17 protein-coding genes are annotated in these 19,573 nt (G+C 43.8%); 4 read left to right on the forward strand and 13 right to left on the reverse strand.

What is annotated here, in order from left to right:
- Positions 1 to 11: 11 nt before the first annotated feature.
- The 9 genes from ABUE20_RS14210 to ABUE20_RS14250 all read right to left on the reverse strand — a co-directional run bounded on the left by ABUE20_RS14210 (position 12) and on the right by ABUE20_RS14250 (position 9,342).
- On the reverse strand, positions 12 to 860 hold the full coding sequence (locus ABUE20_RS14210) for a CheR family methyltransferase (RefSeq protein WP_408620604.1): 849 nt from the start codon (positions 858 to 860) through the stop codon (positions 12 to 14).
- Positions 861 to 869: 9 nt separating this feature from the next.
- Complete coding sequence (locus ABUE20_RS14215; protein ID WP_408620605.1) at positions 870 to 1,412, reverse strand: chemotaxis protein CheW; 543 nt, start codon at positions 1,410 to 1,412, stop codon at positions 870 to 872.
- 9 nt (positions 1,413 to 1,421) lie between these two features.
- Positions 1,422 to 3,482, reverse strand: a complete 2,061-nt coding sequence (locus ABUE20_RS14220; protein WP_408620606.1) for a HAMP domain-containing methyl-accepting chemotaxis protein — start codon at positions 3,480 to 3,482, stop codon at positions 1,422 to 1,424.
- 7 nt (positions 3,483 to 3,489) lie between these two features.
- Positions 3,490 to 5,565, reverse strand: a complete 2,076-nt coding sequence (locus ABUE20_RS14225) for a chemotaxis protein CheA (protein ID WP_408620607.1) — start codon at positions 5,563 to 5,565, stop codon at positions 3,490 to 3,492.
- Entirely contained in the window at positions 5,558 to 5,860 is a 303-nt protein-coding gene (locus ABUE20_RS14230; protein WP_408620608.1) for an STAS domain-containing protein, read from the reverse strand. Before ABUE20_RS14230 ends, ABUE20_RS14225 begins: the two co-directional genes overlap by 8 nt.
- Before the next feature lie 13 nt (positions 5,861 to 5,873).
- Positions 5,874 to 6,236 (reverse strand): response regulator, encoded by a 363-nt coding sequence (locus tag ABUE20_RS14235; protein WP_408620609.1) that lies wholly within the window; start codon positions 6,234 to 6,236, stop codon positions 5,874 to 5,876.
- Between the two features lie 12 nt (positions 6,237 to 6,248).
- Positions 6,249 to 7,430 carry a methyl-accepting chemotaxis protein gene (locus ABUE20_RS14240; protein WP_408620648.1) on the reverse strand — a complete coding sequence of 394 codons (1,182 nt, stop codon included), beginning with the start codon at positions 7,428 to 7,430 and terminating at the stop codon, positions 6,249 to 6,251.
- 469 nt (positions 7,431 to 7,899) lie between these two features.
- Positions 7,900 to 8,355: an acyl-CoA thioesterase gene (locus tag ABUE20_RS14245; protein WP_408620610.1), complete on the reverse strand. Its 456-nt coding sequence runs from the start codon at positions 8,353 to 8,355 to the stop codon at positions 7,900 to 7,902.
- Positions 8,356 to 8,457: 102 nt separating this feature from the next.
- A complete protein-coding gene (locus tag ABUE20_RS14250; RefSeq protein ID WP_408620611.1) occupies positions 8,458 to 9,342 on the reverse strand; it encodes a LysR family transcriptional regulator in 885 nt (294 codons plus the stop codon).
- Positions 9,343 to 9,439: 97 nt separating this feature from the next.
- Between ABUE20_RS14250 and ABUE20_RS14255 the strand changes: the two genes are divergently transcribed.
- A complete protein-coding gene (locus ABUE20_RS14255) occupies positions 9,440 to 9,943 on the forward strand; it encodes a phenolic acid decarboxylase (protein ID WP_408620612.1) in 504 nt (167 codons plus the stop codon).
- A gap of 159 nt (positions 9,944 to 10,102) precedes the next feature.
- Here ABUE20_RS14255 and exuR read toward each other — a convergent pair whose 3' ends face one another.
- The 4 genes from exuR to ABUE20_RS14275 all read right to left on the reverse strand — a co-directional run bounded on the left by exuR (position 10,103) and on the right by ABUE20_RS14275 (position 13,833).
- Positions 10,103 to 10,885 (reverse strand): transcriptional regulator ExuR, encoded by a 783-nt coding sequence (gene exuR, locus ABUE20_RS14260; protein WP_408620649.1) that lies wholly within the window; start codon positions 10,883 to 10,885, stop codon positions 10,103 to 10,105.
- Between the two features lie 106 nt (positions 10,886 to 10,991).
- Entirely contained in the window at positions 10,992 to 12,293 is a 1,302-nt protein-coding gene (locus tag ABUE20_RS14265; protein WP_408620650.1) for a TRAP transporter large permease, read from the reverse strand.
- A 5-nt stretch (positions 12,294 to 12,298) separates the two neighbouring features.
- Entirely contained in the window at positions 12,299 to 12,817 is a 519-nt protein-coding gene (locus ABUE20_RS14270) for a TRAP transporter small permease (protein WP_408620613.1), read from the reverse strand.
- Between the two features lie 47 nt (positions 12,818 to 12,864).
- Positions 12,865 to 13,833 carry a TRAP transporter substrate-binding protein gene (locus tag ABUE20_RS14275; protein WP_408620614.1) on the reverse strand — a complete coding sequence of 323 codons (969 nt, stop codon included), beginning with the start codon at positions 13,831 to 13,833 and terminating at the stop codon, positions 12,865 to 12,867.
- A gap of 1,074 nt (positions 13,834 to 14,907) precedes the next feature.
- Here ABUE20_RS14275 and ABUE20_RS14280 point away from each other — a divergent pair.
- The 3 genes from ABUE20_RS14280 (at position 14,908) to ABUE20_RS14290 (ending at position 19,569) form a co-directional block, all read left to right on the forward strand.
- A complete protein-coding gene (locus ABUE20_RS14280; protein ID WP_408620615.1) occupies positions 14,908 to 16,209 on the forward strand; it encodes an MFS transporter in 1,302 nt (433 codons plus the stop codon).
- Positions 16,210 to 16,633: 424 nt separating this feature from the next.
- Entirely contained in the window at positions 16,634 to 18,043 is a 1,410-nt protein-coding gene (uxaC, locus tag ABUE20_RS14285) for a glucuronate isomerase (protein WP_408620616.1), read from the forward strand.
- Positions 18,044 to 18,099: 56 nt separating this feature from the next.
- Positions 18,100 to 19,569 (forward strand): tagaturonate reductase, encoded by a 1,470-nt coding sequence (locus ABUE20_RS14290; RefSeq protein ID WP_408620617.1) that lies wholly within the window; start codon positions 18,100 to 18,102, stop codon positions 19,567 to 19,569.
- Positions 19,570 to 19,573 lie beyond the last annotated feature (4 nt).

The following is a 19,573-nucleotide window of genomic DNA, read 5'->3' on the forward strand; positions in this document are numbered from 1 at the left end:
GATGAATACTCCTACGTCGAAATTTTTTGATACACCGTCGGGATCTTTTGCTCAAGACCGAACTGCCGGGCCGATACGCCCTCCGAATGACCCACGAAAAAAAATCCGTTTTGTGTTAGCAAGCGCGTAAAATTTTCAATAATCAGCTGACGCTGAGCCTGACTAAAATAAATCATGACATTGCGGCAGAAAATTCCATCAAATCCACCCATTGCATCAAAATTTCCGGTGACCAGATTAAATTCACTAAAATGAATATGTTGTCTTAATTCGGGAGCGACTTTCACTAAATCCAAGCTGGCCGTTTTTTTACGCAATAAAAAACGCTTTCGATAAGCCATCGGGATGGGTTCGGCCAAATGATGTGGATAGATCGCCTGCTGTGCTGTTTGCAATACTGAAACCGAAATATCCGTCGCTTCTATTTGATAATCGAAAGCCGGATGATTTATTTTCAACGTTTCTAAAAACATAGCCAAGGTATAAGGCTCTTCTCCAGTCGAGCAGCCCGCACTCCAAAACCGATACGGATGTAGTCGGTTCTGATTACTCTGATTTAAAAGCCGATCAAGATACTCATAAAGATATTCAAAATGATTGGCTTCACGGAAAAAGTCGGTTTTATTGGTCGTCAGCGCATCAATTAACATGACTTGTTCCTGAGTATCACCATTTAGAACATAATCTAGATATTCATGAAAATGATTGATTTGGGTCGCTCGCAACCGTTTTCGTAACCGGGTCTCGATTAACGAACGTTTATGGGCTGGTAACTGGATCCCAACGACTTGTTCAATAAATTCAGCAAGTCGGAGGTGATCCGCTTGAGCTAAGTGCTCACTATCGCTAATGGATACCACAGTAACTCCTTACTGCGTCTTCTCAGACGCACTAATTTCATCCACTGTTATCTGCTCCACAGGCTCTAGCACATCCTGAAGTTGTTCTGACGAAAAAACCCGCTCCAGTTGTAACAAAATAATAAACTCGTCATCATGCTGAACCATCCCCTGAATAAAATAACTATTGACTCGATTTCCAATTCGCGGAGGCGGATTGACCTCATCGAGGTTAAACTCCACGACCTCTTTCACGCGATCGGCCAACACCCCTAGCGCCGTTTCCTCGCCTTCAATTATAATTTTTACGATGATGATGCAACTATCGATCGTCGGTTCGGTCACCTCCATGTGAAATATATGGCGCAAGTCAACTACCGGCACCACCTGCCCTCTTAAATTAATCACCCCTAACATGTAATCCGGTGTCCGGGGGACCGCCGTCACTTTATGATATTCCAGCACTTCCTGAATGCAGCTGATCTCGGTACCAAAGCTATCACCATCGAGCACAAACGACAGAATTTGTAACTTTTCATGAGGCTGATCAGCAGCTTGATTTGAATTAGCCATCCCCATTCCTCAATAACGAACAAAGTCATCATCACTATTGGTATCTAAATCGAGATCGATCCCATTCCCTGATGTTTTTTTAACCTGTCCCGACTGTGGTTTCGCCATCGATGATACCGATGGATATGATTTATTCGTCGCAGGACGGGATGCCGAGGAGGTCGAACGATGATGGAGCTGCATATCCACTTTAAAAAATTCCATCGTACTGTTCATCTGCTCAGCCTGAGCCGATAACTCTTCTGAGGTCGAAGCCATCTCTTCTGCGGCGGCCGCTGACTGCTGAACAACTTGATCCAGTTGCTGAATGGCGGTATTAATTTCAGCAGCTCCTTTATTCTGTTCAATAGCCGATGCACTAATCTCCTGTACTAAATCAGCCGTTTGTTGAATATTAGGAACCAATTTTTCCAACATAGCTCCGGCCTGTTCAGAAATATTTAAACTATTGCGCGACAATTCAACAATTTCTCCAGCAGCACGCTGACTACGTTCGGCCAATTTCCGAACCTCAGCCGCAACCACGGTAAACCCTTTACCATGCTCACCGGCCCGCGCCGCTTCTATCGCTGCATTTAAAGCCAGTAAATTCGTCTGCCGGGCTATCTCTTCAATGATGTTGATACGTTCTGTAATATCTTTCATCGCCAGCACCGATTCCCGAACCGCCTTACCCGAAGCATCGGCATCGCTAGCCGCCTGGCTGGCAATTTGTTCGGTCTGTTTAGCATTATCGGCACTATGCGAAATATTCGCTGACATCTGTTCGACCGCAGAGGAAACCTCTTCCAAAGATGATGCCTGCTCTGTCGCACCTTGGGCAATCTGTTGGCCAGTTCCGGAAAGTTGCACACTTCCCGAAGCCACATTGCTGGAGGCTTCTTTAATTTCACCAACAATCGAGCGCAACCGTTCATTCATGAGCCGGAGAACCCCATAAATATCCCGACTACTCACTTTAGTGCTAAATTTCTGGTTCAAGTCACCATCCCCAATTCGGGTGGCAATCCGACTGACTTCGTTAATCCGAGAAACGACGATTATCGCCACCAATAAGGCAATGAGGACCGAGATAATCAGCAGAATCATCAACACTTTCGATGTCGTAGCATAAATCGCATTCGTGGTATCCACGATATTATTCATACTGGTATCACTCAGCCCCAGCAATTTGGTCAGATAAGAACTGGTGGTGTTCATCGCCTCAGTACCTTGACCTTCCAGTAATTCAAAAGCATGACCATCGCTATTTTGTGTCGCCAGAGCAACGACCTGTTTCTGGATATTCATGTAATGTGAAAAACTAGCCCCAATCGAATCGATTTCATGTTTTTGTTCCGGTAGAACATGATCGGTCAGCGATTCTGCTATCTGTTGGAACTGTTTAATATGCAGCTCCAGCCGCTGAGAAATGGCGGTCATTTCCTGATTATTTCGACTCAACAGATAAACCTTTTCTAAACGCTGAATCGACCCTAATTCAAGGCTGAGCAATGCCAGTTGTTGATTCTCATTAGCTAATGCTCGTAATGATTCCGGATCATTGGTTTCAGTCATACTGGCAGAGATATGAGTCGCTAATGCCCGAATTTGTGCAATCAACTGATTAAACGCAGCTAAGGCATCACCTTCACTTAATGCTGCTGCTTTTTTGTTAGTTTCTTGCTTGGATAAAACAATAACCTGATCCAAAATGCTGTTATAGTTTTTTAGATTTGTCGAAAAATTTTCCAATAGCGGTAAATCATCTTTGGGCAAAATTTTCGCTAATTGAGCCTGACGATCGTCTAAGCGATCTCGAGCTTTGACCATCGATGATTCCAAACGACTCCGAGCATCCTGAGAAGAAGCCAATATATAATCCGCAGCTTCCATTCCAAGCTCCAGCAAATCCTGACGCATCCGTGCTGTGAGCCGAATCACTTCAGCAGGCCCTTCAACAATGATGTTCATATCCTGGTTTGCGGAATGCAACTTACGTATGCCTTGTAAACTGGTAGCGGCCAACAGCAAAATCAGAATGATATATCCACTGATGACCAGCATTTTTAAGGTAATTCGTTTTAACATGTTAGACCTACCTACTCATGATTGGCATCGATTCTCTTAACGGCTTGGCTTCGGCCACTAATTTATTAATGTCCAAAATCATCGCCACATCGCCATTTCCTAAAATGGTCGCCCCCATCAGCCCTGGTATGTGCTGATACAGACGGCTCAGGCTTTTAATCACGGTTTGATACTGCCCAACAACCTCATCGACCGTAATCCCTAATCGCTCTTTTCCCGCATGGGTAATTACTGTTTGTTCAATATCAGGCTGATGCCCATCCACATCAAACAACTCCCGTAACCGAACACAGGGGGTTAACTGTCCCCGATTTTCAACCAGACGAGCCCCATCTGAAGTCGTCTGCTCTTTGGAAGACGTTTCAATACACTCTTCAACAACTGAAAGCGGAATAATGTAATGTTCCCTAGAGACTCTAACCATCAAGCCTTCAATGATGGCTAAGGTCATTGGTAAATAAATCGTAATCGTGGTGCCCTGCCCCGGCTGGCTATCGATATCAACACGTCCCTGTAACATTTCAATCGATGTTCGAACCACATCCATCCCGACACCACGGCCTGATACGTCTGAAACTTTTTCCGCCGTTGAAAAGCCTGGTTCAAATATAAGTTGGTAGATCTGGGCGGGTTCCAGTTCCTGAGAAGCACTAATCAGCCCTTTTTGGCGAGCTTTCTTCTGAATTTTGTCAGCATTTAATCCCGCACCATCATCTTTAATCGTGATCAGGATCTGTCCATCGTGATGTGCAGCACTCAGCAAGATTGTCCCTTTAACCGGTTTACCCGCGGCCATTCGCTCGGCCGGATGTTCAATCCCGTGATCCATACTGTTTCGTAACAGATGCACCAATGGATCACCCAGCTTATCCAACACCATCTTGTCGAGTTCAGTTTCAGCGCCTTCTGTTTCCAGTTGAACTTCTTTATCCAACTCTTTGCCTAAATCACGAACCAACCGCCGAAAACGGGCAAAAGTTGAACCGATGGGCAACATTCGAATGTCAAAAGCCGTATCCCGCAGTTCAGACCCGAGAAGCGACAACTCTTCGGCTAGCGTATTCAACTGTTCACAGTGTTCTACCCGAGCCAACTCGTTTAAGCGAGCTTGCACGATCACTAACTCCCCGATCAGGTTCATCAGCATATCCAGCTTCCCGGATGGCACTTTCACAATCTGTTCTTCAGGTGCTTTTTTCTTAGCCTGCTTATGCATAAACTGCTGCTCAGCCAAAACCGATTCGACCTGATTCGGTTTTAAGATGCCGGCTGATTGCAACACTTCACCAACACGAGGTCGATTTTGCAATAATCGTTCAATCTCACTGGCCGTAATCCAGCCTTTTTCGACCACAATGTCTCCGAAACGGGCCTCTTCGGTCACATGCAGTTCATCAATGGTGACATCCCAGTCATCACTCACAAAAATAAAGACATCTTCCAGTGTTTCCTGAGGAACACTGGTACGGATCAAGACCAGAATCTCCAGATAACTCGACAACGGATCAAACTGCTCCGGGGACACTTCCCTAACTCGGGTAAAGACATCCATTTCACCTAAGCCATCCAGCTCCCGCAACAGAGGGAGACAATCCATACCATCCTGAAAAGCTAATGCATTCGGTATCATTTGGATCCGCCAACATCTTGATGAATCCGATTGGAGATCCTTTTCAGGTTGTACTGAAGCGGTTTTCTTCGTCGGGGTGGATGACGGAGAGAATTGCTGTAGCCGTTTTTCCAGTTCCTGACTCATCTGCTGCAAAACTTCATCCGGACTAGGATCATCCAACAGTTGTTGAATATGATCGCGACACTCCAAAATCAGTGAAATCATCGCGGGTTTTAACGTGAAGTCACCATTTCGGGCGCGATCAAAAAAAGACTCAAGGTGGTGAGTAAAACTGGAAAGATGATCAAATCCCACCATTCCGGCGGCACCTTTGATCGTGTGCATCGCTCGAAATGCCAAATTGATCTGCTCTGGATCTTCGGGATGTTCCTCCAGCTCCAGCAATGCTTCTTCCAGCGTATCTAAATGCTCGGCAGCTTCCTGACGGAAAATATCGACGGCGTCATTCATGTCCCGCCCCCTCAAAACGCAATACTTTTTCGAGTCCCATCAGTTTTAATGCAGCTAATACATCATCTTGTACGTTATATAGCCACAATTGCTGATCATGTTCTTTTAAACAACGCTGTAAATAGAGCAGTAGCTGAACACCACAACTATCAATTTCAGCCGTTGCTGCCAGATCAAACTGCCAACTACATAACCACTGGCTTTCATCGATCCAATGAGCGCCGATCTCCTGAACTTCATAGATCGTCAGCGCATCCGGGGCCCGCCACTGTTTGACTGAATTTAAATCACTCATGAGCAAAACCCCATTAAGTCAGTTTAGTCACTGCATTAAGCAATACATCTGGCTTAAACGGTTTAACTAGCCAAGCTTTCGCCCCGGCGGCTTTCCCCTCAGCTTTTTTATCGGCTCCCGACTCAGTCGTTAACATTAAAATAGGGGTGAATTTATAGGTTGGTTTTTGCTTAATTGCTTTTAAAAAGCTAATTCCATCCATATTCGGCATATTGACATCACAAACAATCAGATGAAATTTACGACCATCTAATTTTTTAAGGGCATCTTGGCCATCCACAGCCTCACAGACTTCATGTCCGGCTCCTCGCAGAGCCATGCCGACGACCTGACGGACAGATGCTGAATCATCAATTACGAGTATGCTCTTTGACATCATCCCTCCTTCTTAAAAAAATTCCAGATCATCGCTGGCCACAGCCGAACGTGCTAGATCTGATGGCAATGGTCCTGTCCCACCACTGTATATATGTCGTTCTATATCCGTTGTTGAACGATGTTGCATATGCTCAACTAACTGTCCGGCTCGATTCGAATAATCTCGAGGATCGGCCTGACGGCAATCGATCACACTGACGATCTCATCCAAATGTTGCCCAACGTGATCCATGATCTGGCATAGTCGATCCTGAAATTGCAAACTGACGATCACCGATGAAATACGTTGACTGACCTCCTGTCGCTGGTGAATTAACAATCGGGTTTCTTCGGTCATAAGCCCCATCTGCTCATCCAATTGATTGAGCGTATTTTGAATGGTTTCCTCATGCCGAAGCCGCTGTTCATGGGTAAATTTAAAAGAAGACTGAACGGATCCTACGACAGCATCCAACTCAGCACTAAACTGTTCAATTGATTGGCTAATTTTATCGCCGGTCTGTGCCGAACGAGATGCAAGCGTGCGAACTTCATCGGCCACTACGGCAAATCCTCGCCCTTGTTCCCCAGCCCGAGCCGCTTCAATCGCCGCATTCAAGGCGAGTAAATTAATCTGCTCAGCAATCTTTTGAACATCCATAGAAGTCTGTTCAATGGTGTGCATCTGTTGATTCAGCTTTTCAATAGCAGTGACGGTCTGCTGATCGTGATCATCAGAATCTTCAAGAGCCCGTTTTTGATCGGCAAAAGAAGTTCGCGCCATATCACTGACTTTCTGAGCTAAAATAGCGCGCTGGTCGAGTTCGTTTTCATTGTGCCCTGCGGTCACCTCTTCAAGTTCGCGAACAATTTCTTCAAACCGATGGGTCACATTGGTGACGGATGATTCCATATCATTGCGGCTGGATGTCAAAATTTCTTTTAACATGGGCAGTAATTTGACTAATTCATTCAGCAATGGCTGATCATCGATCAACTCTTGTGTGGGCTGCTGCAATGATTCCCAATGTTGTCGATAACTCGTAATAAAGCGGCTGACACACCATGCGACTAATAGCACGATAACCAAGCCCCAAATCATCAAAAATCCCCAACTGAAATCAGCAATACTCAGACAAATCAGCCCTGCAACGCCAATGACGGTACAGGCGATAATCATGATTGCGAAACGATTAGCGGGTAAAGTAGGCATTGCGGCATCGTTGCTCACTCGGAGTTCTCTCCCCTAAAAAACAAATCAATCAAAATTAAGCGTAGCAGTAACCAAAAGATTTGCTTTCGAAAAAGAAAAGAAATATGAGTTATCTATCAATGCCCCAGAACCACAGCGGATAAAAATATTCGGTTTTAGGTCAGACTATCGGATTACTATTTTCTATGAACCAGACCAAGCCTTAGAGTGTGTTCATGACTAAAACGATGACTTATAAGACGTCACTATCAACTGGCCAAACGGCTCGGTTCTTAACGTCATTGATGTGGGACTAAACGGATTCATCATTGCTCAAAGCCTTCCAGTCTGCGGACCAGTTGTCCCTTGAAGTAGGTGCTCATTCGGAGGGCCGCATCTTCTGCCACAAATAGCGACCCGAAACGATGAGTTAAAGATGTATTAGCCTCGACCACCTCTTCAAGAGGTGGTCCTGTGACACCTTCACAAATTATGCTGGTAAATGTTTCATGGCCTCGATGAGAAAAGCTTCGTCAAAGAGCGGTACCGGATGACCGTCATCATCAACGGCCACAAAATTAAACTGACCGGCGATGACCTGATGGCGTTGGTCCTCATGCATTTGTTCAACATCAATAGTAATGTCAACGGTCAAGCTGGTATTCCCAACCCGACTGACTTTACCGGTTAACTGAACAATCGTGCCAGAAGGGATCGGTTTTTTAAAATTAATACGCTCGGTGGACACCGTCACCAGAGTTTTCCGACAAAAGCGAGTGGCTGTGATAAATGAAATTTCATCCATCCATGCCATGGCCACACCGCCAAATAGGGTCAAATGATGATTAATATTATTGGGAAAAACGACTTTCGTCGTCATCGATACGGATTGTTCAATTCGTTGTTCAATGACAGGTTTATATTTCTCAACAAAGACACTACTCATATAATTTATAACGTTTTAATATCATGTTCGCAACATTTTGCGCCTATTCTGGGGCATTCTCAAATCTTATATCAACCCACGTCCGATTCCTGAATCGTTTAATTAAGATTGACGAGCCATATTAAACAGCTCCGTGCGTAGTGCTTCGACGGTTGAATCATGACGAGCCGCATCACTGGAGACTAAAAACAACGAGGTGACCCGCTCCGGGTGATACCCATCGTCAATGGTCTGTAACTGCCCTGATTGCAGCAGCGGTTCAATATTCCGTTGGGGCAACCAGCCATAGCCCAACTGATGTTCAACGGCATCAATGGCCGATTCAACCGAAGTGAAATACCATGATTCCAAATATTCTTTTTTATATTTATTCAGCAGTTGATTATCCTTATCAACGACCTGAATAAGCGGATAACGGACCAACTGCCGGGAACGAAGCGATGGCGGCAATTTGAATATAGGGTGATCGCTTTTCGCCACCAACACAAATCGAATATCCATAATCCAGCGTTTTTCAATCGGATAACTTTCGGGAACACTGACAAGATACAGATCCCCCATCTGCCGTTCAATTTGTTGCAGTCCTTCATCTCGAACAATCTCTTTAATATGAACTTGCGTCTGCGGGAAAAGCTGATTAAATCGCCGTAACCCCTCGAACAACAAGGATCTAGGGAAAATACTATCCACCACCAGACTCACGACAGAACGCTCTCCTGCTGCTCGAGCCGAAGCTTTTAACTCCAAATCCTGCCAACTACTCAGTAATAAATTCGCTTGTTCCAGTAATTCTTTTCCAATATCCGTCAGCACTAGTCGCCGTCCTTGTAAAACCACCAGCGTAACCCCCAATCGTTCCTGTAATTGGTTAATCTGATAACTGATCGCAGGCTGACTACGATGATGTAACTGGGCTGCTTTCGCCATGCTGCCAAGCTCAACGACACTTTTCAGCAAGACCCACTGTTCCAATGAGCTTTTAAACATATAAATATTTTTTATTGATTTTATTTAAATTTAACGTTTTTTATAAAAAAATGGAAGATATATACTCTATGCACATTCACAAAAGCAGGAGTCACTCATGTTTAGTAAAGAAGATTTAAGCGGCATCGTTGGTAAACATCTAGTTTATACCTATGATAATGGTTGGATTTATGAATTTTATGTCAAAAACGATCACACTGCAGACTATCGAATCCATAGTGGTCTCGTGGGTGGACGTTGGGTTAAAGACCAAAAAATTGCGCTGGTTCGAGTGGCCAGCGATGTCTATAAAATGTCTTGGACAGAACCCACCGGCACTGATGTCAGTCTTATAGCGAACTTAGCAGATAAAGTATTCCATGGGACGATTTTCTTCCCTCGCTGGATCATGAACAATCCAGGCAAAACCGTCTGCTTCCAGAACGAACACATTCCGCAAATGGAAGCGTATCGCGCCGAAGGTCCCGCTTATCCCACAGAAGTGATTGATGAATTTGCAACGATTACCCTGATTCGGGATTGCGGTGAAAATAATGAGGATGTGATCAATTGCCCTCCGAGTGAACTTCCCGCCAACTATCCGGACAATCTTAAAGCTTAAGTTTTAGGGGCTACGTCACTTTTAATGAGTCTATACGATGAAGTGATAAAAATAGCCCCTAGCCAATAAATCGTTTATCTCCCTCAGACTCTCCCGAGAGGCATTTAATAGAAATTCGATGGCAAAACTGACGACAAAGAATCCTATAATAACCTTAACTTAAGAATCGGCACGATCTAGATGAATGACTGGATTTTCAGCAAAAAGGTAGCGATCATCGTTCATATTGTCATCGAAGTTAGTCGCTTCAAATAACATACGTTTGGTGTTTTCTAAGTGCTGCCACATTGCCAGTTTCGCGCTTTGAGGATCTTTTCGAGTTAACGCCCGCAGGATCTGTTCATGATCACTACTCCAGCTATTTAACGCTTCGTCATCAATATGTGAATGCAATTTCTGCCAATACGGATTCTGTTCCCGATGCACCCAGAGATTTTCAAGGACCATAACTAACACCGAGTTCTGAGTCGCTCGGGCCACTTGAATATGGAATTTTTTATCCCATTCTGAATCTCGTGCACGGTCTTCATGGCGCCCTTGCTCAAGTAACTGAGACAACTCCATAATATCCTGTTTGGTCACCTGCGTTGCCGCAAACTCAGCAATATTACTTTCTAGCAGCTGACGAGCCTGAAGCAATTCAAACGGACCTGCCGTAATAACTTCATGCTGAGCATCACTATCCTGAAGCTGCGATTCATTGGTCGCTACGGCTGAAATAATATGGATCCCCGAACCTTTACGGACCTCCACAAATCCTTCGACTTCAAGCATAATGATCGCTTCGCGCACAACCGTGCGACTCACATCCATCTCTTCTGCAATAAGACGTTCAGCCGGTAACCGATCTCCTACACGATATTGCCCTCGATGAATCTGAGCCTTCAATTCAGCGGCTATACGCTGATACAATCGTTTGGGTTCAAAAGACTCCACAGTCATATTATTCACAATGATATCGTCCTGCTAAAAAACATCTTACGGCATCAGATCAACTGACAATCGACACGCTCATATTGGGATGGCAATTGTGCCATCCCATTTTTGCTTAATAAAGACCAAATAACCGTGGTAGGAACAAGCTAATCTGAGGGATATATGTAATTAGCATTAATGCCACCAACAGCGAAACGAAGAACGGAAGCATAGGCTTAATCAATTGCTGAATTTTCAAATTAGCAACAGAACAACCGACAAACAACGCACTTCCAACTGGAGGTGTACACAACCCGATACATAAGTTCACAACCATCATGATCCCGAAATGCACTGGATCCATACCAATTTTAGTTGCGATAGGCAAGAAAATTGGGGTAAAGATCAATACAGCAGGGGTCATATCCATGAACACACCGACAATCAACAGAATAATATTGATCATCAACAGGATGACAAATGGATTATTTGAGACAGATAACAAAGCTTCAGCAATTGTATCAGGGATCTCCGCATCCGTCATAACCCATGACATACCGACAGAAACACCAATCAACAACAGCACGATAGACGTCATAACCACAGATTCAAGCAGAATTTTTGGTAACTGTGGCAATTTAATCTCGCGGTAGATAAATACCGACAAAACAAAGGTATACACTACAGCAATCGCAGATGCTTCAGTTGCAGTGAACACACCACCTAAGATACCGCCCATAACGACGACAACCAGCAGCATACTTGGTAACGCATCAAAAAACGCTTTGATCGCCATTTTGAAAGTTGGACGTGGCGCTAATGGGTAGTTACGTTTTTTCGCAATTACCGCACCAACCACCATAACGGCCAGCCCCATCAAAATCCCAGGCAGATAACCAGCCATAAACAAGGCGGCAACAGACAAGCCCCCCGCAGTCAATGCATATACAATCAGTACGTTGGATGGCGGGATCAATAACCCAGTAATACATGACGTTACGTTAATCGCTGCCGAATAAGGTGCAGGGAAACCAGCTTTTTTCTGCATTGGAGCCATGGTTCCACCCACAGCAGCACAAGCGGCAACCGCAGAACCCGAGATAGAACCAAACATCATGTTGGCCATCACATTGACGTGCCCCAGAGAACCCGGCATCCGTCCAACCAAGATCTGCGAGAAGTTAATCAACCTTTGGGCAATCCCCCCACTGTTCATCAAAATCCCGGCAAGGATGAAGAACGGGATAGCCAGCAGTGAGAAGCTATCCAACCCAGTCGCAATTTTCTGACCTAAAATAGCCAGTGCAACTGATGGTGGTAATAAGGTAAAACCCGATAATAACGAAGCAATCCCGATTGAGAACGAAATTGGAACGCCACTAAATACCAGGATAAAGAAGCTCCCGAACATGACCAGAGCGGTCAACCATTCCATATCCATTAGTTATTCTCCTCTGGTAACTTCTGTTCAGGTTCATCATGGAAATGAACAATTGCATCACCGATAAACAACACACTGTAAAACGCCATAATGATGCCGCTCAGTGGTAAAACTACATATACATAAGCCATTGGGACCTGCATTGCAGGTGATACCTGACCACTTTGATAAACACGCGTTGCCAAGTGGATCCCCCCCCAAATCATGGCACTCGCTGAGAATGCTAAAATACAGAGGTTGGTATAAATCGTTGCCACCCGAGCTTTTGTCCCTGTCAGATGAGCAATAAAGAGGTCGATAGCCAAGTGCCGCTGTGCTCCCACGGTATAAGCGGCGCCTAATAACCCCACCCAAATCATGCTAAAGCGGGCAATTTCATCGGTAAAAGTACTAGGCGCATTCAAAACCCAGCGGCTAAAAACCTGCCACACCACACAAATAACCAAAGAGGCCATAACAACAATACAGATCGCAGCGACAACGCTATCAACCGGTTTTTTAAACGTGTCCAGACGCATAGGAAAAGTCTCCTGACAGCCGGAGTTCACACTCCGGCCAAGGTGTTTTATTTAACGTTTTCGATTTTTTCCAACCAAGCATCTTTAGCTGGATCTTTACGGAATTGATCCCATAAAGGCTGAACGGCTTTTCGGAAAGAAGCTTTATCGACGGTTACAAAAGTAGCGCCCATTTTTTCTGCTTCAGCACGAGATTTTTTAACCTGCGCTTCCCACAGTTGTTGTTCATATTTTTCTGAATCACGAGCGGCTTTCATCAAAATTTGCTGCTGTTTTTCAGTTAACTTATCCCAAGCCATATTTGAAATGGCCAGATAGTCAGGTACCGCTGTGTGGCTATCCTGAGAATAATATTTAGCAATTTCTACGTGACGAGTCTGAACATATGACGGAATGTTGTTTTCTGCGGCATCAACCACACCTTGCTGCAGAGCGGTATAAACTTCACCGAACTGAATAGGTGCTGGAGATCCCCCCATCAACTCAATCATTTTGTTAGTTGTTGGTGTTGAAATCACTCGTACTTTCATACCTTTCAAATCGTCTGGGGTACGGATTGGTTTTTTCGCATAGAAACTACGAGTTCCTGCTTCATATGCCGCAATCAGCACAAAACCTTTAGATTTAGTCAGCTGTTCCAGTTCATGACCGATTGGACCATAAACTACTTTATTGAAGTGATCCTGATCGCGGAACAGATAAGGCAGACTGAAAATAGAGAACACAGGTTCAAATGGTTCTAGCTCACTACCACTGATTTTGGTCATAGACAGAGCGCCCTGCTGCATCATTTCCAGAGTCTGCCGAGGGCCGCCCATCTGGCTATCGCCATAGATGCGAATTTTGACTTTACCGTCCGTTTCTTTTTGGACCTGTTCAGCCATGTGTTTAAGAGTCACCGCTACCACATGGTTACTTTGTAAGTTATGTGCAAGTTTTAGTGTGACAGCCTGAGCAGATAAACTGGATAAAACCAGTGGTGCAGCCATTAACACACTAAGAGACAGTGTTTTCATTTTCCATTTCATAAAACTAATACCCCATGAGTTGTAGAGTGATAGAGATAGAGTCAAAGACTAGATCCCCGATGGGAACGTCCTGTCTAACAAATTAACGGGGGCAACTATAATTGGTATGATATATATTGAAGTTGAGAACCATCACAAAAAAAGAGTGATCTTTGTGAATCCTTTCTTTTTTATACAAAATAGAGAGCTAGATCACATTAGAACTAGTTTGAGTATCTTAAAAAACTTTAAGTGGTGGACTTAAGTACACCTTTTATATAAATAAGCTTTACTTTAAATCTTATGAATTCATTGAATCAGTAAGTCTTCATCCCGCTTTCCCAGCAGAATGTTTTATATCCAATATATTGATATATAACTAAATATTAACTATTGATAGATAAAATAAAAAATAACTCAATCTGAATTATCGCCTATACAAACAATACACGACCAAGCCATGACAAGGCTTATGCATAGGATTGGTACAATGAATTTAAGAATTGGCTATCCAACTAAATAATCCATTCTCTTCAATTAGTTCAGTTATCTACACATTATTTAATAGCTATAAACCATCCCAATAATTTTATATATAAAATCACATCCATACTGAATTATTTTAATTTAAATTTGATTCACAAAATACCTGGAATTTAATGATTGTTTGTTACTATTTTTTATCATTATTATCACTTTAACCAATTTACTTGGCATACCAATTATTTTTAATATTTTAAATCATCCTAAATATTTCGTACACGAACAAAAAAATATAAAATTTAACCATATATGAATCGTAATCACATTTATGGGATGGTTTAACCATAAATACGAGATACAGATCACATATTCAATTCAATCAGGTTCAATTATCTTAAACAGTTTGATTTTGATCATATTTATAGCATACCAATAAGATCAACAATTCATACCAATAGTTTGAATTGGTATTACATGTTTTCAGGATTGGTATGGATGTAGAGAGGTCTTCCAGGTTTACTCCATAGCATCTATCCATCTTCATTTTCTTGCCAAATTTAACACCAAATTTAACATTAAAGATAAATAACAGGAGTCATCATGCGTAAAGTTAGAGGTATGCGTTGGTACATGATCGGTCTGGTTACATTAGGAACTATTCTTTGTTACCTCACCCGCAATACCATTGCAGCCGCAGCCCCAACTTTGGAGACTGAGCTACATATATCAACTCAGCAATATTCCTATATTATTGCCGCCTTTTCAGCCTGTTATACCGTGGCCCAACCGATCACTGGCTTTATCGTGGATACGCTGGGGACTAAAATCGGATACGGTATTTTTGCTGCACTTTGGGGGATCTTTGCAATCTGCGCATCGTTTACCGGAGGCTGGGGGGGACTGGCCGTAGCTCGTGGTCTTGGGGGATTCTGTGAAAGTGCGATGATCCCATCCGGACTAAAGGCTTCTACAGAATGGTTCCCAGCGAAAGAACGTTCCATCGCTGTCGGTTACTTTAACGTCGGCTCTTCAATCGGTGCCGTGTTTGCACCGCCTATCGTGGTTTGGGCGATCATGTATAAAAGCTGGCGCCTGGCATTTGTAATTGTCGGTTTACTTTCAGTGGCGTGGGTCATCCTGTGGATATTTGCTTATTTTCATCCAACTAAACAAAAACATTTGTCGGATGAAGAAAAGGAATACATTTTTTCAGGCCAACCCAAATCAGTGAAACATGAAAAAGTTCATATTCTCGAACTCATTAGTCAGAAAAAATTCTGGGGTATTGCCCTTCCGCGTTTTCTCGCTGAACCGGCTTGGGGAACCTTCAATGCGTGGATCCCACTATTTATGTCGATTACTTATGGATTTAATCTGAAACAGATCGCTATTTTTGCCTGGATGCCGATGGTTTTCGCTGACTTTGGTTGTATCCTCGGTGGATACATGCCCGTTTTTTTCCAGAAAGTCTTTAAAGTAAATCTGATCGTTTCCCGCAAAATGGTCGTTGGTTTAGGTGCTCTACTAATGATTGGCCCTGGATTGATTGGTGTATTTGGTAATCCTTATGTAGCCATTGCCCTTCTCTGTATCGGAGGCTTTGCTCATCAATCTCTCTCTGGCGCACTGATCACATTGTCATCTGATGTATTCGACCCCAGTGAAGTCGCAACCGCGAATGGTTTTACCGGAATGGCAGCTTGGACGGCCAGCACTCTCTTTGCCTTAGTTGTGGGAGCTTTATGTGAAGTGATCGGTTTTAGCCCATTATTTGCGCTACTTTCTATCTTCGATATCATCGGTGCAATCATTCTGTTTAGTCTACTCAAAAGTAGTGATGCCGTTACCGAAAATACCGAAAATAATGTCGTTACCGCTAAACTTGCAACAGAGAATCAATAGCCAATCATCAACCAGCGGTGCCTCTGAGCGCCGCTTATTCTCCTCTGCGTATAAGTGGTTATCCTTTTCTGTAAGACCTCTATTTAATTCCAAATATCAAAAACCCGTCATTAAATCACCATAAGCAGGTTTGATGCTTATTGAATAAATAATCACCAGAAGCCATAGAATGTGAGCCAGATCTTATATTGGTATAATAGAATTACATAATATGTTACACACTTATACCCCTTTGCTCTTTGGCTATTCGCCTCTAAATAATGTGATCTTGCTCGTAAATAAGGGATTTTATGTGATAAGTATTACAAACTTGATTTTTCCCATAGACAGGGGTGTAGATAAGTAGAATAATTGGTATAACAACTTTAAAAATATCATTACACCAATAATTTTGGTTTAAAATCATCTATTTATGGAGCGGAACATGAGTTCTTTTCTAACTGAAGATTTTTTGCTTGATACTGATTTTGCACGACGTCTGTATCATGACTACGCCAAAGATCAACCTATCTTTGATTTCCATTGCCATCTTCCACCAGAACAGATTGCAGAAGACTACCAATTCAAAAACTTATATGACATCTGGTTAAAAGGTGACCATTATAAATGGCGAGCCATGCGTACGAATGGTGTAGATGAATCATTGTGTACCGGCAGTGCCAGCGACTTCGATAAATACATGGCGTTCGCTCAGACCGTACCTTTTACCATTGGGAACCCAATCTATCACTGGACTCATCTGGAACTGCGTCGCCCATTCGGTATTAGTGATCGTCTACTCACCCCAGAAACAGCAAAAGGGATTTGGGACGAATGCAATGAAAAATTAGCTCAGAAAGAATTCAGTGCTCGCGGCATTATGCAGCAAATGAACGTTAAAATGGTCGGGACAACGGATGATCCCATCGACTCTTTGGAAAATCATGCTGCAATCGCTAAAGATGGTTTCCCTGTCAAAGTACTGCCAAGTTGGCGTCCTGATAAAGCATTCAAAATTGATGCGGACATCTTTGTTGAATACTTAGATAAACTGGCGGTAGCAGCTGATGTTGAAATCACTAGTTTTGCAAGCCTGTTGGACGCACTGAACAAACGTCTGGACCACTTCGATGCTCACGGTTGTAAAGTTTCTGACCACGCGCTGGACACTGTCCCATTCGGTCGCGCTAGCGAAGCAGAACTGGATCAGATGATCGTTGCTCGTCGTCAAGGTAAAACACTGACCCACGCTCAGAGCCAGGCTTTCCAGACTGAAGTTCTATTGTTCCTAGGCCGTGAATACAATCGTCGTGGCTGGGTACAGCAGTATCATATTGGCGCACTGCGTAACAACAATACCCTGCGTCTGCAGCAATTAGGTCCAGATACTGGTTTTGACTCTATTCACGATGAACCAATCGCGGCCAACCTGTCTCGTCTTCTGGATGCTCAGGCAACTACTGATGAACTACCTAAAACGATCCTGTACTGCTTAAACCCTCGTGATAACGAAGTTCTGGGCACTATGATTGGTAACTTCCAAGGCAGTGGTATCCCTGGGAAAATGCAGTTCGGTTCTGGCTGGTGGTTCAATGACCAAAAAGATGGGATGCAACGCCAGATGACTCAGTTGGCTCAGCTGGGTCTGCTCAGCCGCTTTGTGGGTATGTTGACGGATAGCCGTAGCTTCCTGTCCTACACTCGTCACGAATACTTCCGCCGGATCCTCTGCCAGATGATCGGTCATTGGGTCAGAGATGGTGAAGCCCCTGCGGATATCAAGCTGCTAGGCTCAATGGTTTCAGATATCTGCTTTAACAACGCGAAAAACTACTTTGGAATTGAATTAGCTTAATTCAATCAGCATTTTATCTGCGGCCAGCAGCCCCTGGCCGCTCTCATGGAGCATCTATGAAACAGTTAAATCGTCAAGACTTTAAAGGGCCTCAATATCCTGACAAAGTCATTCAGTTCGGTGAAGGAAATTTTTTGCGGGCCTTCGTTGATTGGCAATTAGATAAACTGAACGAGCTTACTTCGCTCAATGCCGGGGTCGTCATTGTTCGCCCCCTAGATACTGATTTTCCACCGAGTCTGTCGACTCAGGATGGTCTTTACACTACATTGATCCGAGGACTAAATGAACAAGGTGAAGCCGTTCGCCAGCCTCGTTTAATCCGTTCAGTGAATCGCGAACTTAATTGTTATCAGCAATTTGACGATGTTTTAGCGGTTGCTCGTAATCCTGAACTTAAATTTTTATTCTCGAACACCACCGAAGCAGGGATCGCTTATCATGAAGGCGATAAATTTACCGATACTCCAGCTGTAAGCTATCCTGCTAAAGTCACTCGCTTCTTGTTCGAACGGTTTGATCACTTTAATGGCGCAGCCGATAAAGGTCTGATCCTCATTCCTTGCGAATTGATCGACTACAACGGCGACGCTCTGAAAGCTCTGGTTCTGCGTTATGCCAAAGAATGGCAGTTAAGTGATAGCTTCATCCAGTGGATCGAAACCGCTAACACCTTCTGTTCAACATTGGTTGACCGGATCGTAACGGGTTTCCCTCGCGATGAACACGCAGCGCTTGAAACAGAATTTGGTTATCACGACCAGTTCGTTGATACCGCCGAATACTTCTATCTATTTGTAATCCAAGGGCCTCAGTCTCTGGCAAAAGAACTTTGTCTTGACCAGCTGCCAAGCGATCAGCAGATGAACATCCGCATTGTGGATGACATCAAACCTTATAAAGAACGCAAAGTAGCGATCTTAAACGGTGCTCATACATCACTGGTTCCAGTCGCATTCCTGTCTGGCCTAAACACCGTTGGCGAAGCCATGAACGATGCGCAAATTCTGGAATTTGTAGAAAAAACCATCTTTACTGAAATCGTTCCGACCTTGGATCTTCCCAAAGATGAGCTCGAATCATTTGCGCATGATGTTTTGAAACGTTTTAAAAACCCGTTCATTAAACATCAGTTACTATCGATTGCTCTCAATGGTATGACCAAATTCCGGACTCGAATTCTGCCGCAACTATTAAACTACCAGAAACAGACCGGCAAACTTCCGGCTCGATTAACCTTCGCTCTAGCGGCCTTGATCGCTTTTTATAAAGGCGAACGCGCCGGTGAAAGTTATCCTCTGCAGGATGAACCCGAGTGGCTGGAAACCTACAAACAACTCTGGCAACAGCTGGAGCATGAACAAATTACTGTTGCGGATTTAGTCCATAAAGTTTTAAGTAACGACGCGCATTGGGAACAGGACCTGACTCAAGTGGATGGACTTGCTCAGCAAGTCAGCCAAAACTTAAGCCAAATCTTACAACAAGGTATGCGTGACGCTTTAAAAAATAGCGTACAGGGATAGATGA

Origin of the sequence: Celerinatantimonas marina, from assembly GCF_046054165.1 — a bacterium.
Lineage (GTDB): Bacteria > Pseudomonadota > Gammaproteobacteria > Enterobacterales > Celerinatantimonadaceae > Celerinatantimonas.